Origin of the sequence: Vibrio sagamiensis NBRC 104589, assembly GCF_007990935.1 — a bacterium.
GTDB lineage: Bacteria > Pseudomonadota > Gammaproteobacteria > Enterobacterales > Vibrionaceae > Vibrio > Vibrio sagamiensis.
Map to the genome: position 1 here is coordinate 1 of NZ_BJXJ01000025.1, position 15,034 is coordinate 15,034.

At 40.8% G+C, this 15,034-nt stretch carries 15 protein-coding genes and 1 other RNA gene; 9 read left to right on the forward strand and 7 right to left on the reverse strand.

Annotation, left to right across the window (positions count from 1 at the left end; all coding sequences use genetic code 11):
* The first annotated feature begins 226 nt into the window (after positions 1 to 226).
* The 4 genes from epd (at position 227) to mscS (ending at position 5,131) form a co-directional block, all read left to right on the forward strand.
* Positions 227 to 1,279, forward strand: coding sequence for an erythrose-4-phosphate dehydrogenase (epd, locus tag VSA01S_RS12800; protein ID WP_039979861.1), 1,053 nt, complete (start codon positions 227 to 229; stop codon positions 1,277 to 1,279).
* Between the two features lie 154 nt (positions 1,280 to 1,433).
* A complete protein-coding gene (locus tag VSA01S_RS12805; protein ID WP_039979860.1) occupies positions 1,434 to 2,594 on the forward strand; it encodes a phosphoglycerate kinase in 1,161 nt (386 codons plus the stop codon).
* Positions 2,595 to 2,748: 154 nt separating this feature from the next.
* Positions 2,749 to 3,825 carry a class II fructose-bisphosphate aldolase gene (gene fbaA / locus VSA01S_RS12810; RefSeq protein ID WP_039979859.1) on the forward strand — a complete coding sequence of 359 codons (1,077 nt, stop codon included), beginning with the start codon at positions 2,749 to 2,751 and terminating at the stop codon, positions 3,823 to 3,825.
* Positions 3,826 to 4,264: 439 nt separating this feature from the next.
* Entirely contained in the window at positions 4,265 to 5,131 is an 867-nt protein-coding gene (mscS, locus tag VSA01S_RS12815; RefSeq protein WP_039979857.1) for a small-conductance mechanosensitive channel MscS, read from the forward strand.
* Positions 5,132 to 5,193: 62 nt separating this feature from the next.
* Here the strand turns inward: mscS and VSA01S_RS12820 are convergent, their stop codons facing one another.
* Positions 5,194 to 5,823: a LysE/ArgO family amino acid transporter gene (locus VSA01S_RS12820; protein ID WP_039979855.1), complete on the reverse strand. Its 630-nt coding sequence runs from the start codon at positions 5,821 to 5,823 to the stop codon at positions 5,194 to 5,196.
* Between the two features lie 125 nt (positions 5,824 to 5,948).
* Here VSA01S_RS12820 and VSA01S_RS12825 point away from each other — a divergent pair, with 125 nt between their 5' ends.
* Positions 5,949 to 6,845, forward strand: coding sequence for a LysR family transcriptional regulator ArgP (locus VSA01S_RS12825; protein WP_039979853.1), 897 nt, complete (start codon positions 5,949 to 5,951; stop codon positions 6,843 to 6,845).
* 393 nt (positions 6,846 to 7,238) lie between these two features.
* Complete coding sequence (locus VSA01S_RS12830) at positions 7,239 to 7,934, forward strand: oxidative stress defense protein (protein ID WP_039979852.1); 696 nt, start codon at positions 7,239 to 7,241, stop codon at positions 7,932 to 7,934.
* Between the two features lie 63 nt (positions 7,935 to 7,997).
* Here VSA01S_RS12830 and serA read toward each other — a convergent pair whose 3' ends face one another.
* The 5 genes from serA to zapA form a co-directional block, all read right to left on the reverse strand.
* Positions 7,998 to 9,227 carry a phosphoglycerate dehydrogenase gene (gene serA / locus VSA01S_RS12835; protein ID WP_039979850.1) on the reverse strand — a complete coding sequence of 410 codons (1,230 nt, stop codon included), beginning with the start codon at positions 9,225 to 9,227 and terminating at the stop codon, positions 7,998 to 8,000.
* Between the two features lie 270 nt (positions 9,228 to 9,497).
* Entirely contained in the window at positions 9,498 to 10,154 is a 657-nt protein-coding gene (gene rpiA / locus VSA01S_RS12840) for a ribose-5-phosphate isomerase RpiA (RefSeq protein ID WP_039979849.1), read from the reverse strand.
* 58 nt (positions 10,155 to 10,212) lie between these two features.
* A complete protein-coding gene (locus tag VSA01S_RS12845) occupies positions 10,213 to 10,806 on the reverse strand; it encodes a 5-formyltetrahydrofolate cyclo-ligase (protein WP_039979847.1) in 594 nt (197 codons plus the stop codon).
* A gap of 5 nt (positions 10,807 to 10,811) precedes the next feature.
* A non-coding RNA gene (gene ssrS / locus VSA01S_RS12850) (6S RNA) lies at positions 10,812 to 10,996 on the reverse strand.
* Positions 10,997 to 11,007: 11 nt separating this feature from the next.
* The gene (zapA, locus tag VSA01S_RS12855) at positions 11,008 to 11,313 is read right to left on the reverse strand and encodes a cell division protein ZapA (protein ID WP_039979846.1); all 306 of its coding nucleotides are present in this window, start codon (positions 11,311 to 11,313) and stop codon (positions 11,008 to 11,010) included.
* A 238-nt stretch (positions 11,314 to 11,551) separates the two neighbouring features.
* Between zapA and VSA01S_RS12860 the strand changes: the two genes are divergently transcribed.
* From VSA01S_RS12860 to VSA01S_RS12870, 3 genes are read left to right on the forward strand one after another with little or no spacing between them, the layout of a single operon-like run.
* Positions 11,552 to 12,130, forward strand: a complete 579-nt coding sequence (locus VSA01S_RS12860) for a YecA/YgfB family protein (protein ID WP_039979865.1) — start codon at positions 11,552 to 11,554, stop codon at positions 12,128 to 12,130.
* Between the two features lie 24 nt (positions 12,131 to 12,154).
* Positions 12,155 to 13,333, forward strand: a complete 1,179-nt coding sequence (ubiH, locus tag VSA01S_RS12865) for a 2-octaprenyl-6-methoxyphenyl hydroxylase (RefSeq protein ID WP_039979845.1) — start codon at positions 12,155 to 12,157, stop codon at positions 13,331 to 13,333.
* 28 nt (positions 13,334 to 13,361) lie between these two features.
* The gene (locus VSA01S_RS12870) at positions 13,362 to 14,573 is read left to right on the forward strand and encodes an FAD-dependent 2-octaprenylphenol hydroxylase (protein ID WP_039979844.1); all 1,212 of its coding nucleotides are present in this window, start codon (positions 13,362 to 13,364) and stop codon (positions 14,571 to 14,573) included.
* A gap of 44 nt (positions 14,574 to 14,617) precedes the next feature.
* Here VSA01S_RS12870 and VSA01S_RS12875 read toward each other — a convergent pair whose 3' ends face one another.
* Positions 14,618 to 14,824, reverse strand: coding sequence for a DUF1107 domain-containing protein (locus tag VSA01S_RS12875; protein WP_039979843.1), 207 nt, complete (start codon positions 14,822 to 14,824; stop codon positions 14,618 to 14,620).
* Positions 14,825 to 15,034 lie beyond the last annotated feature (210 nt).

Here is a 15,034-nt window from a genome sequence, read left to right on the forward strand (position 1 = left end):
AAATGAATTATTAGCGTAATTAAAGCCGATTAACAACACAAACCGAGTCATATGGCTCGGTTTTTTTGACTGCTTCTTATACCATTCTTGTTGATGTTAGGCATGAAGACTAATTTTGCAGAAGGCACTTGCGTGCTTTGAAGCATGTATGAAACTAACTTAATGCGATTTATGTCGCTATCGGTTACTATCGTGTAACACGAAAATCATGTAAGGCGATGGAATAATGCTAAAAGTTGCGATCAATGGATTTGGACGTATCGGTCGTAATGTACTGCGGGCAGTATATGAAAGTGGTAAGCAAAATCATATCAAGATTGTTGCCGTGAACGAACTGGCGAAGCCGGAAGCGATGGCGCATTTATTACAGTATGACTCTAGCCATGGCCGCTTTGAAAAAAAAGTTTCCCATGATCAGGAATATCTCTACATACATCATAACTTCGGTAAACAAAACTATGAATCGTACGATCGTATTCGAATTTTGCAATGTGAAGAACTTGAGCCACTACCTTGGAGTGAATTGGAAATAGATATTGTACTGGATTGTACAGGAGTGTTTGGTTCTCAAGCGGACGGTCATGCTCATATTCGTGCGGGAGCTAAAAAAGTACTTTTCTCACATCCTGGTGATAATGATGTCGACAATACGATCATTTTTGGAGTCAATCATGAGACACTGAAAGATGAACATCGGGTTGTATCTAATGGTTCTTGCACCACCAATTGTATTGTCCCAATTATCAAGGTGCTGGATGATGCTTTTGGTATTGAATCGGGGACAATTACGACGATTCATTCTGCTATGCATGATCAGCAAGTTATTGATGCCTATCATGACGACTTACGTCGTACTCGTTCTGCCAGCCAGTCAATCATTCCTGTTGATACAAAATTACACAAGGGAATTGAAAGAATATTTCCGAAATTTTCCAACAAGTTTGAAGCTATTTCGGTTCGAGTTCCGACCGTAAATGTTACAGCAATGGATTTAAGTGTCACAGTCGGTTCAAGTGTGAAAGTTGATGACATAAATCAAATCATTGTGAAGGCATCTCAGTGTACATTAAGTGGCATTGTTGACTATACTGAAGCGCCGCTTGTTTCCATCGACTTTAACCATGACTCCCACAGTGCAATAGTAGATGGAACGCAAACCCGAGTAAGCAATGGACATCTTGTGAAAATGTTGGTTTGGTGTGATAACGAATGGGGTTTTGCCAACCGAATGCTGGATACTGCCTTAGCGATGCAAGCAGCTTCACATACGGCTCGTTAATCACGAAGCAGCGATGGAGAAAATCTTTATTTTAGACCTTGAAATAAATATGATGTATCTCCATATCTAAAACCAGTTTGAAGAATTAACAGGCTTGGCAGGGTTGCCAAGTTTTCAAAAACTTTTAATGATTAAATAATTGAGAGGACACATCATGTCTGTAATCAAGATGACCGACCTGGATCTTGCAGGTAAACGTGTATTTATCCGTGCTGACCTAAACGTGCCAGTAAAAGACGGTAAAGTAACTTCTGATGCACGTATCATCGCATCTCTTCCAACTATCAAGCACTGTTTAGAAGCAGGCGCGAAAGTGATGGTTACGTCTCATCTAGGTCGCCCAACTGAAGGTGAATACGCTGAAGAGTTCTCTCTACAACCTGTCGTTAACTACTTAAACGATGCTCTTGATTGCGAAGTTAAACTAGCAAAAGACTACTTAAACGGTCTAGAACTGAATACTGGTGAACTGGTTGTTCTTGAAAACGTACGCTTTAATAAAGGCGAGAAGAAAAACGAAGAAGAGCTATCTAAAGCATACGCTGAGCTATGTGACATTTTTGTAATGGACGCATTTGGAACGGCTCACCGTGCTCAAGCATCTACTCACGGTGTTGGCATGTTTGCTCCTATCGCTTGTGCTGGTCCTCTTCTGGCTGCTGAACTAGAAGCACTAGGTAAAGCAATGGATAACCCAGAGCGTCCACTAGTCGCTATCGTTGGCGGCTCTAAGGTATCGACGAAACTAACGGTACTTGAGTCTCTATCTAAAATCGCTGACCAACTTGTTGTTGGCGGTGGTATTGCTAACACATTCATTGCAGCTGAAGGTCACAATGTAGGTAAGTCTCTATACGAAGCAGACCTAATTGAAACAGCTCAAAAGCTAATGAAAGAGTGTGCTATTCCAGTAGCAACGGATGTGGCATGTGCGAAAGCATTCGACGAGAACGCAGAAGCTGAAATCAAGCAGGTTTCCGAAGTTCAAGATGACGACATGATTTTCGACCTAGGTCCAGAATCAACGGCTGCTTTAGCTGAAATCATTGGTAATGCAAAAACTATCCTTTGGAATGGTCCTGTTGGCGTATTCGAATTCAAAAACTTCGAAGCGGGTACGGCTGGTATCTCTAAAGCAATCGCTGAATCTGCAGGTTTCTCTGTAGCTGGTGGTGGTGACACTCTTGCTGCTATCGATAAGTTCGGTATCAAAGCCGATGTTTCATACATCTCTACGGGTGGCGGTGCTTTCCTTGAGTTCGTCGAAGGTAAAGTACTTCCTGCAGTAGAAATGCTAGAAGCACGCGCAAAATAATTGCTTATAAAGCGGGAGAGGATTCTCCCGCTTTCTGTTTGCTGCAACAAGAAACGAATTCTGATAAGATAGGATGCGTTGTGAGCAAGCGTTTTCTAGATTGTTAATTTAATAAGTTTTGTTTAAAAAACGACAGATAAATAGGATGACCTCCATGTCTAAGATCTTCGACTTTGTAAAACCAGGTGTTATTTCTGGCGATGACGTACAGAAAGTATTTGAAGTAGCAAAAGAGAATAATTTTGCCCTTCCAGCTGTAAACGTAGTAGGTACTGATTCTGTAAACGCAGTACTAGAAGCTGCGGCAAAAGTGAAAGCGCCAGTTGTGATTCAATTTTCTAACGGCGGTGCAGCTTTCTTTGCTGGTAAAGGCGTAAAACTTGAAGGTCAAGGTCCTCAAATCCTTGGTGCTGTAGCCGGTGCTAAATACGTTCATACTGTTGCAGAGGCTTACGGTGTGCCAGTAATCCTTCATACTGACCACGCGGCGAAGAAGCTTCTTCCATGGATAGACGGTCTATTAGATGCGGGTGAAGAGTTCTTTGCTCAAACGGGTAAGCCTCTTTTCTCTTCTCATATGATTGATCTATCTGAAGAGCCTTTAGAAGAGAACATCGAAATTTCTGCTAAGTACCTAGAGCGCATGGCTAAGATGAACATGACTTTAGAAATTGAACTAGGTTGTACTGGCGGCGAAGAAGATGGTGTAGATAACTCTCACATGGATGCATCTGAGTTATACACTTCTCCAGAAGACGTTGCTTACGCATACGAGAAACTAAATGCAGTTTCACCTCGTTTCACTATCGCAGCATCTTTCGGTAACGTACACGGTGTTTACAAACCTGGTAATGTTGTACTAACTCCAACTATACTTCGTGACTCTCAAGCTTACTGTTCTGAGAAGTTTAGTCTTGCACCTAACTCTCTAAACTTTGTATTCCACGGTGGTTCCGGTTCAACTGAAGCTGAAATTCAAGAGTCTATCGGCTACGGTGTTATCAAGATGAACATCGACACTGATACACAGTGGGCAACATGGGATGGTATCCGTCAGTACGAAGCAGATAACCACGACTACTTACAGAGTCAAATTGGTAATCCAACAGGTGAAGATGCACCAAACAAGAAGTACTACGATCCACGTGTATGGCTACGTGCTGGTCAAACTTCAATGGTTGCTCGTCTAGAGAAAGCATTCGCAGACCTAAACGCAGTCGATGTACTGTAATAGCCTGTTTCAAAAGTAATAAAAAGCCCGCTCAAAAGAGCGGGCTTTTTATTATTCTCAATTACTTTTTAAATGTATGGCTGGGAATTGATATAAAAAGTCATCTTGGCACTAATTAATAATTGTTTATAAAACTCATCGTGACTTATGTTTTAATACTTTTAAGCTCCAATATAAAGAAGAATAAAATTCCATCAACCTGCTGGCAAAAAATAAAAGTATTGCATACCTTTAATAACATGGTGTCGGAACTATTGGGTAATGCCTTGTTTTGCCATTCTTTACTTATACCTAAACATTAGAGCTCAGGCATAAATAGCGTGTGCCAAAAATTATTACCGTTCACCAAGTTTAGAGAGGGACTATTGTAGAGAAAAGTGGTTAGTCAGTTTTTCTCTATTGTCGTTCAGTTAATGAGTTGATTTTGAGGGTAGGAATTATGGCAGGAGATTCGACGAGTTTGGAAAATTCGATTGCGGGAGGAGCGGATAAGGCATCAGCTTGGCTAAATGATAACTCTGATCTTATCGTGCAGTATGGTGTGAATATTATTTCCGCAATACTGATTCTTTTTATTGGTAATATTATTGTCAAGATGATTGCGGGCAGTATTGCAAAAATACTTGAAAAGAAAAACATGGATAAGACTGTTGTCGAATTTATTCATGGTTTAATTCGCTATCTTCTGTTTGTTATTGTTTTGATTGCAGCGTTAGGGCGCTTAGGAGTTCAAACCGCTTCTGTAGTTGCAATTATTGGTGCTGCTGGTTTAGCTGTCGGTCTAGCCTTACAGGGCTCCTTGTCGAACTTTGCCGCAGGAGTTCTCATTGTGGCTTTCCGCCCATTTAAATCTGGTGACTATGTCGAGGTTGGTGGAACCGCTGGTACAGTAGATTCGATCCAAATTTTTCAAACTGTCTTAAAAAGTCCAGATAATAAAATGATCGTTGTGCCTAACTCTGCTGTTATTGGTGGGGCGATTACTAACTATTCTCGCCATGAAACACGTCGAGTCGATATGACTATTGGTGTTTCTTACAATGCTGATTTGCAGAAAACTCAACAAATTATTCGTGAAACGTTAGAAAAAGATTCTCGTATTCTCAAAGATCCAGATATTACTATAGGTGTTGTTGAGCTTGCTGACTCTTCCGTTAACATTGTGGTGAGGCCATGGTGTAAAACAGGTGATTATTGGGGGGTACATTTTGATTCAACACAAGCTTTGAAAGAAGCGTTAGATGCTGCAGGGATCGAAATACCATATCCGCAAATGGATGTACATGTAAATAAAACCAATGAGTAATTTTATCTAAGTATATTTAGAATGATATCAAGCAACGCGAGGCATTGCCTCGCTTTGCTTGGTTAATTATTGTTTTTGAGTAGTTCGCTGATGAGTACAAAAGCGATAGTGAACATCATACAAGCAATAGCAACGTCTAAGCCTTTCTTTACTCTTGGTTTTGATAGTGTTGGCCCAAGTTTGGCGGCACTCAAAGATAGTGTGTAGAACCATACAAAAGAGGCCATAATCGTGCCTATAGCAAAGGATAAACGTTCTTCACTTTTAAATTGTCCTCCAATAGAACCAAGAATAACCACGGTATCTAAATACAAGTGGGGGTTTAAAACGGTAACGGCGAAAGCACCTAAGATGACGGCTTTACGTCCTCGTGTAGCAATATCTTTTTTCGATGTTGACGCTTGTCCTGAGCTAAAAGCACTTTTTAAAGACAGCAAGCCATAAGCAGTAAGAAAGATGATCCCGCCGAGCGTAACCAAACTAAGAAGCATCTTATTTTGAGATAACAATGTTCCACCGCCAAAGATACCTAAAAAAATAAACACGGTGTCAAGTAGGCTGCAAATGGTTGCGGTTGTGAGGTGATGATGGCGTTTGATTCCTTGGTTAAGGACATAAGCATTTTGTGCGCCGATCGGGATAATCATTGAAGCGCCTAAGCCAAACCCTTGTAATAAAATTCCAAAACTCACTATTTTTACCCCATATTATGATGTTTCTAATATAAATAAGGTTGGTAAATTAGCGATTCTATTTGAATAAGTATAATTAATAATATTAATATAACATTAATGATTCTTATGATGATGGGGTTAAGGTGCGTGGATTAGATTATAAATGGCTAGAAGCCCTTGATGCTGTTGTATATCAAGGCAGTTTTGAACGTGCGGCGGTGCATTTATTTGTTTCTCAATCAGCTGTATCTCAAAGGATCAAGCAGCTTGAAAAGTACATTGCTCAATCAGTTTTAATTCGTGAGCAACCTCCCAAACCAACATTAATAGGAAAAAAATTACTTGGGCTATATCGAAGAGTACGTTTATTAGAGAATGATATTATTCCCGAGCTCAAAAATGACAGTGAAACTCGCCCTGTTCAGCTCTCGTTAGCAACCAATGCAGATAGCTTGGCAACTTGGCTGTTACCTGCTTTAGAAACTATTATGAAACAAAAGCAGGTTGAACTGAAGATGACTATTTATGGCGAATCACGTTCCCTTGAGAAGTTAAAAAGTGGCGAAGTTGCAGGAGCAATAAGCCTTGAACCTTATGCTATTTCGGGCTGTCGAGCCGATTACCTTGGGCGTATGGATTACGTATGTGTGGCTAGCCATGACTTTTATCAACGTTTCTTTAGTCATGGCGTTAATAATCACACTTTGTCCATTGCTCCAGCAGTTTCTTATGATAAATATGATGACTTACACAAAAAGTTTTTGATTGAGCACTTTGATTTGAGATTGGACAGCATAATTAATCACAATGTTAGTAACTCAGAAGCATTTTTAAAGATGGCTTTGGCTGGTGTCGCCTACTGCTTGATCCCGTTCATACAGGTTAAAGATGAATTAGAAAATGGTAGATTGATCGATATTACACCTGGGCTTGTGATGTCCTATCGAATTTACTGGCATCATTGGCAATTCGAAACAGGCGTACTTCAAGAAATATCTCAAGAAATCGTGCACTACGCTCGCGATCATCTCCCACAATAAATGCATTCGGTGTACCAATTTATTCAACGTCAGGATTAGGTTAAGTCTTATAGAGCAAGCTTAGATTATTAGCATAAGCTTCTATAATGTCTAGTACTTAAGTAATTGAAAATTTGTTCTCAGCTAAAGGAATATTCTTGTTGAACTTGGCTCATAAATTATTCTTTGAGATAGAATTTAAAGTTACCTAAGTGAATAGATTTGAGCTAGGTGCAGCCTAAATATTATGGGAATTGGTAGGCTGAATGTGGTGCTGTTTTTTTACTCTAATGGGCAGTAATGTAATAAATTACTGATTTTCCAAAGTGGAAACTGTGCTTTTTCAGTCTTATTTAAAAGTCAATTAACCTTAGTGTATGAGCTGCGAATAATTATTATGGATGGGTTTATTAAATGAAATGGTTTTCAAGTTTGTTTGTTACTGTATTGAGTATGTGTTGTGTTTCTGTTTATGCTGATGATGGACTTAACTTTCCTCATGTCATAACAACAGGTTATGGTGAAGTTTCAGCAAAGCCAGATATGGCAACATTTTCAGTCAAAGTCGTAGAAACAACACTAACGGCAGAGCAAGCGAAACAATCGGTAGATGATGTTGTCAATAGCTTCCTCAAAAGTTTAGAGGATATTGGTATTTCCAAAAGCAATATCAGCAGCTCAAATTTGTATATATCACCTCAATATCATTACCCTAAGTCAGGCAGCTCTGAACTTGTTGGTTATCGTGCTTCAAGGACGGTGGATGTTGTTGTTATAGAATTAGCTAAGCTTAACCAATACTTGGATATGGCTTTAAAGTCAGGGATTAATCAAGTGGATAACATTCAATTGAAAGTATCAGAACAGAAAAAATATCAACAAAAAGCGCGTTTGGCTGCTATTAAAGATGCCAAAAATAAAGCCATTTTTTTAGCAGAAGGTTTTGAAAAACAATTGGGTGATGTTTGGTTGATTAATGATGACAGAGTACCACCTCTACCAGTTCTTACGCGTTCAATGATGATGGATACAGAGCAAAGCTCTAACGGATATCAGGATTCAAAATTGATCATTCGTGATCAAATTGATGTCATTTACAAGCTAAAATAAGTTTTGATGAGGGCAAGCAGGGGCGTGATTGTTATTGCCCCTGCTTTTTTATATTGCTTGTTTCTAGTGAAGGATACGGGCTCTTATTGTACCTTCAATTTCTTTTAATTTGATCAGAGCTTCTTCTGAGCGATGTGTTTCAACATCTATCACTACATAGCCAATGTCTGCCGCTGTTTGTAAGTACTGGCCCGCGATATTAATTCCTTCTTCCGCGAAAATGGTATTTATCTGAGTTAATATACCCGGGCGATTTTTATGGATATGTAATAAACGTGAGCACTCACGATGCTCAGGTAAAGAAACTTCTGGAAAGTTAACACTGGATAATGTTGAACCATTATCGGAATATTTTGCCAACTTACCAGCGACTTCTACTCCAATATTTTCTTGAGCTTCTTGTGTCGAACCACCTACATGCGGCGTGAGTATGACATTATCAAACTGTTGTAGTGGAGATTCAAAACGGTCGGCATTCGTTTTGGGCTCAATTGGAAATACATCAATTGCAGCACCAGCAATATGGCCAGACTCTAAACTATGGCAGAGAGCTGGAATATCGACAACAGTACCACGTGCTGCATTGATAAAAATAGCACCAGGTTTCATACGATCGAATTCTTTACTACCCATTATATTTTTTGTTTCTTGGGTTTCAGGAACATGAAGAGAAATTACATCACATTTGTTCAGTAACTCACTCATGGTGAAGATCTGTGTAGCATTGCCGAGTGAAAGCTTATTTTCAATGTCGTAGTAATAAACACGCATCCCTAAATTTTCTGCGATGATCCCCAACTGTGTTCCTATATGACCGTAGCCGATAATACCAAGTCGTTTTCCACGTGCTTCGTAGGAATGGTCAGCACTTTTCTTCCAAACTCCTCGGTGGGCTAGGGCATTTTTCTCTGGAATACCTCTTAACAGTAGAAGGATTTGGCCAAGGACGAGTTCTGCTACACTGCGAGTATTGGAAAAGGGCGCATTAAATACTGGAATTCCGCGATTAGCAGCAGCAGTGAGATCGACCTGATTGGTGCCAATACAAAAACACCCAATCGCAACAAGTTTATTGGCAGCACTAATGACTTTTTCAGATAAATGAGTACGAGAACGGATACCGATAAAGTGGACATCTTTTACTGCTTCGAGCAGTTCTTCTTCAGAGAGCGAGCCTTTATGATAATCAATATTGCTATAACCTGCCGCTTGGAATACTTCAACAGAAGAAGGGTGGAGGCCTTCGAGTAAGAGAATTTTTATTTTATCTTTTTCTAATGAAATTTTTGCCATTTTATCGTCCTTAACATGGGAAGTGAGCTAAATGAACGCAGGTGCGAAAAACGATTAAACGAATACGTTTATGAAAGAAGCAAACGTTTTCCTGTGCGATATCTATCAATAAAGTAACAAAAAAAATTGCTTTGGGTAAGAAAATTATGTTGTAAGGTATGCTTTTCTTGGTCGGTATAAAAAACGATGCGTTTCAGCACCGTTTATACCCAAGTGGCTTTGAGAGCGTCTTGCTGAACAAGGCACTTTACGGCTACTTGGGTAAAGTCATTACTCTTCTATCTGAGCACCTTCTGGAGTGCCTGTGATAACAATATCGGCGCCACGGTGAGCAAACAAACCGACAGTTACTACACCAGCAATAGCGTTGATTTTGTCTTCCAATTCTTTTGGATTGGTAATTTGCATATTATGGACATCAAGAATGACATTGCCGTTATCGGTGATAACGCCTTCACGATATGCAGGGTCTCCACCAAGTTTTACCAGTTCACGAGCAACGTAAGAGCGTGCCATTGGAATCACTTCAACAGGGAGTGGGAATTGGCCAAGTACATCGACAGCTTTGGTACCATCAACAATACATACGAATTTATCAGAGATGGCAGCAACGATCTTTTCACGAGTTAGGGCTGCACCGCCGCCTTTGATCATGTCACGTGTTGCGTTAATTTCATCTGCACCATCGACATAGACATCTAATTTGATCACGTCGTTGCACTCAAAGACTTCAATACCGAGTTCTTTGAGGCGCTCAGTAGAAGCAACAGAGCTAGACACTGCACCTTTGATATCATCTTTGATACTGCCTAAGGCATCGATGAAGTGATTGACGGTCGAGCCGGTGCCCACACCGACAATGCTGCCTTTCTCAATGTATTTGAGAGCTGCCCAACCAGCCGCTTTTTTCATTTCATCTTGGGTCATATCTATCTCCTGATTGAGGGTTTGTTGTTATTTTCGGCGTGATTATAACGAGTCAGCTTTATTTTTCCCATCGCCAGATTTTGCTGGGTGTCACGATCTTAGGCAGAGGAATGTCCCAAGCTTCGCTAGGAAGTTGTTCTACTTGTTGGCAGTCATGCGCTAAGCCAATGGGCTTAGCACCTTCTCTGCTATTAAACCAACTGGAAAGTGTGCGGTCGTAATAGCCTCCACCCATACCAAGCCGCTGGCCATTATTATCGAATGCAACTAATGGAGTGAAAATGATGTCCAGTTCTTTTAGAGGCTTCAAGTCAGTGATGTCTAACTTAGGCTCTAAAATACCATATTGGTTTGGAACTAACGATTTTTGTTTGTCATAGTGGAGAAACAGTAAGTGGCCTGGAGAGAAAGGATGAATGACAGGTAGGTAAACCGATTTATCTTGTTGCCATAACCAATCAATAAGTGGTGCTGTGTCAAGTTCACCATCTGCGGCAAGGTAAAGAGCAATATGTTGCGCGTGTTGGATTTCTGGCAACAGTGCACATTGCTTAACTAGTGTCTTCCCCGCGTGAATTTGTATTTCGCGCTCTAGAGATAAGCGCAGTTGTCGAATTGTTTTGCGTAGTGTTTGTCGAGATAAATCTGACATATTGAGGATACCCCAGGGTGCCGTTGAGGATTGTGGCCCTTGAACCAGCTGGTTCAAGGCGGATCAGCAATGATAACCGTAGGCTTCTCGGTGCATGCCAAGCTTGCTCAATAGTTATCAAGTACTAACCCTTAAGGATTGCTTATCGGCTCAGGGACTTAAATCCGTCTGACAAACACCCCAGGGTAAATTTGGTAATTATTATTGTCCTTGCTTAACGTTTGTCAGCGCTTGTTCTAAAGAGGTATTGAGCTTCTCCATTCGCTCTGTCATCTCTTTCTGCTGCCCATTTGTTTCGTAAGATTTTGTTTGCAACTCGTGACAAATATTCAGAGCTGCAAAAGTTAGCAATTGAATTTCGTTGGTTACCTTAGTACGTTCAGCCATCTCTTTCAATCGTTGATCGAGATCTTTTGCTGCGGCGATCAGTGACTCTTCTTGCCCCGCAGGACAGTTTACTCGTGTCATTTTGCCAAGGATTTCAACCTCAACTGCTTGATTACTCATAATGAATAGACTCTACGCTCGCGACATCTAAGGTATTGCTTTATGCAACTACCGAGGAGGAAACTATAGAAAAACCATCATTAAGATTCAAGCATTTCCCATAATAGAAATGGAAATGATTGAGTGATCACACAGGAATTGGACAAATTGAGCAAATGATGTTCAAAATTGACAGGGATAGTCGTTTCCGATAGGTGGGCTTGATGATAGGATATAACGATAAACGATGATGCAAGATATGGGTGAAATCATGTTTCCTGAATACCAATCTATTGCCACTGAATTAAAATTGGCGAACCTTGCGGTAACTCCTGCTGAATTGCACGGTTTATTAGTAGGAATGCTTAGTGGTGGAGTCGCGGTGAGTGATAACACATGGCAACCTATTTTATTTGACTACACAAATGAAGGAATGGGTTGGCCAACAGCCGCTCTGACGTGTGCTCAGCAGTTGTTTAAAATCACTGCCGATGAATTAACGGATACGTCAATGGAACTCTCTTTATTGCTCTTTGATGACTCAGGAGATGAAGGGGTATTTATGTTAGCGGACAGTCTTTCTGACTTTGTTAACCACTTTATTTCTGGATTGGGTTTAGCTGGTATTACCTGGAGCAGAGCCTCTGATGATGTAAAAGAAGCTTTGGCTGACCTTGAAGAAATTGCTAAACTTGGTATTGATGACGAAGATGATCTTAATGAACAAGCACAATTACTAGAGCAAGTGATTGAACATGTGAAAGCATGTGTGCTGACTATTCATGCAGAACATGGACATCGGCCTACCGCCTCTCAAAACCCAACTACGATTCATTAATCTTGTCCATAGTTTGAGGTAAATATGACTCGATATGATGTGGTTATTGCTGGTGGTGCGATGGCAGGAGCGACGTTAGCTCTGGCGATTGATCATTTATCTGATAGTGGATTGAGGATCGCGGTAGTAGAGCCTTTTAAACCCCAATCGGAGGAGCACCCAGGATTTGACTCTCGTTCAATTGCTTTGTCCTATGGCACGATTAATATCTTACGCCAACTCCAGCTTTGGCACGAACTTGAACCTTATGCTACATCAATTGAACGTATTCATGTTTCGGATCGTAATCACGCGGGTATGACCGAAATAACTAAGCAAGAAGTTGGCGTTGAAGCATTAGGCTACGTTGTGGAATTAGCTGATGTTGGCAAGGTTTACCAAAAGCTTTTAGCTGAGCGGAATAATATCTCTTTGTTTTGTCCCGATTCGGTGATGAAAATTCACCGTGAACAGGATAACGTCAATATTGAACTTGAAAGCGGAGAGTGCCTTGAAGCCAAGCTACTTGTTGCTGCGGATGGTGCAGTGTCGCAGTGTTGTCAGCAAATTGGAATTACTTACACCGAACATGACTTTAACCAAATTGCAATCATTGCCAACGTTGTTACAAATGAAGCTCACTGTGGGCAGGCCTTTGAACGCTTCACAGAACATGGACCGATTGCACTTTTGCCAATGAGCAGTAACCGGATGTCTTTAGTATGGTGTCTTCGCCCTGATGAAGCTCGTTCTATCATCAACTTATGTGATGCTGAGTTTTTGCAGCGGTTACAAAATGACTTTGGATGGCGTTTAGGTCACATACATAAAGTCGGCCAACGCGCGCATTATCCTCTGTTACTTCGTCATCGCCAGCAGAATATTTCCCATCGATTTGCAATTGTTGGCAATGCAGCACAGACGCTTCACCCTATTGCCGGACAGGGGTTTAATTTAGGTATTCGTGATGTCGCTTCTTTGGCGGAAGAAATCATTAAACAGCAGCATGACTCTGGCTGCTTTAAAGGCTTAATGCGCTTTCATCAGCGTAGAAAAAAAGACCGAGACGATACGATTTGGTTAACCAGTTCTTTGGTGCATACTTTTTCTAATGACCTTCCTGCGATGCGAATTGGGCGTAATTTTGCTCTGGCTACAATGGATAATCTTTCTATTTTTAAGCAGCCCCTTATACGCCAGACTTTAGGCGTAGTTACTCGATGAACGATACAAAAATTAGGTACAGATACTCATGATGCAAAGTGTGGATATCGCTATTATTGGCGGTGGTATGGTTGGATTGGCTCTTGCAGCTGCTTTTAAAGACAGCGATTTACGCATTGCGGTGATTGAAGGTACGGTACCAAACAATAAATTAAATGACCTTGCTGATATTCGTGTGTCGGCTTTAAGTCGCGCGAGTGAAACTATTCTACGAAACTTAGGGGTGTGGCAAGGTATTGAGCAGCGCCGTATTTCTCCTTATCACTCAATGGAAGTATGGGAGCAAGATAGTTTTGCTCACATCGAATTTGATGCACAAAGTTTAGCTCAACCCAATATCGGATACATTGTGGAGAATCGTGTTATTCAGTTGGCACTTCTTGAGCGAGTACAGCAACTGGAGAATGTGATGTTATGCATGCCTACTCGTTGCACTTACTTAGCGGTTGGTGAACAAGAAAGCTGGCTTACTTTGGATAATGGTCAATCAATGACAGCTAAATTAGTGGTTGGGGCCGATGGGGCAAATTCATGGGTGCGGAATCAAATGGATATCCCTTTAACCCATTGGGACTATGGTCACCATGCTTTGGTGGCGAATGTTACTACTATAGAAGAACATAGCGGTGTGGCACGGCAAATCTTTACGCCTCAAGGACCGTTGGCATTTTTACCTCTTTCTCAATCTAATCAGTGTTCTATTGTTTGGTCAATAGAATCTGATAGAGCTGAGCAATTGCTTTCAATGGATGATGATAAATTTAGTCGCCTGATTACCAGTGAATTTGACGCTCGTCTCGGTCTTTGTAAAGTGGTTGGCGAACGCAGTTTGTTTCCATTAAAAATGCGCTATGCCAGAGATTTTGTGGTAGAGCGAGTGGTGTTAGTTGGTGATGCTGCGCACACTATTCACCCTTTAGCTGGGCAAGGTGTTAACTTGGGTTTACTTGATGCAGCAAGCTTGGCTCAAGAAGTGTTATCTCTTTGGAAACAAGGTCAAGATATTGGAGCAAAACGTAATTTACGTACTTATGAGCGCTGGCGAAAAGCAGAAGCTGCCAAAATGATTGCGGCGATGCAAGGGTTTCGTGACTTATTTTCCGGTACTGATCCCATCAAAAAATTAGTTAGAGGGGCCGGTATGAGTATTCTCGGTGCAGTGCCTGTGGCTAAAAATGAGATGCTTAAGCATGCCTTAGGACTCAAAGGTAATCTACCAAAACTTGCTCAACCACAATAGAAAAAGGCTGGGGGTGCTCTCAGCCTTACTCGATCATTATTGGATTAAGCATAGGCACATCTGAGCTTCATTATTTCTTGGTTGATTTCTTTTACTGCTTGGAAGTGTCGCTTTTCAGCCTTCTCTGGCAAGATAAGTTTCCCGTTATCGAATTCGAATCTACCGACTCCGTAAATATAAATTCTACCCTTAAAAAGACGACTGATGTGTTTAGCAATCATACTGGGTGTATAGCGCTTAAACAGTCTCATGATTATTCTTCCTTATTTCATACTTCGCCAGGTCATATTATCTTCCTCACTCAAGCGTTACTGTGACAAAAACAATATTCATTGAAGATGAAACTCTTGGCTTTGAAAATTTGTGCTGCCAAGAACGTTTTTACCTGGCTTACGTCAAAATGATGTGATTTTCCCCAAAAACAGCAACCTAAATTAAGTAGATCTCTACTTATTATTTAG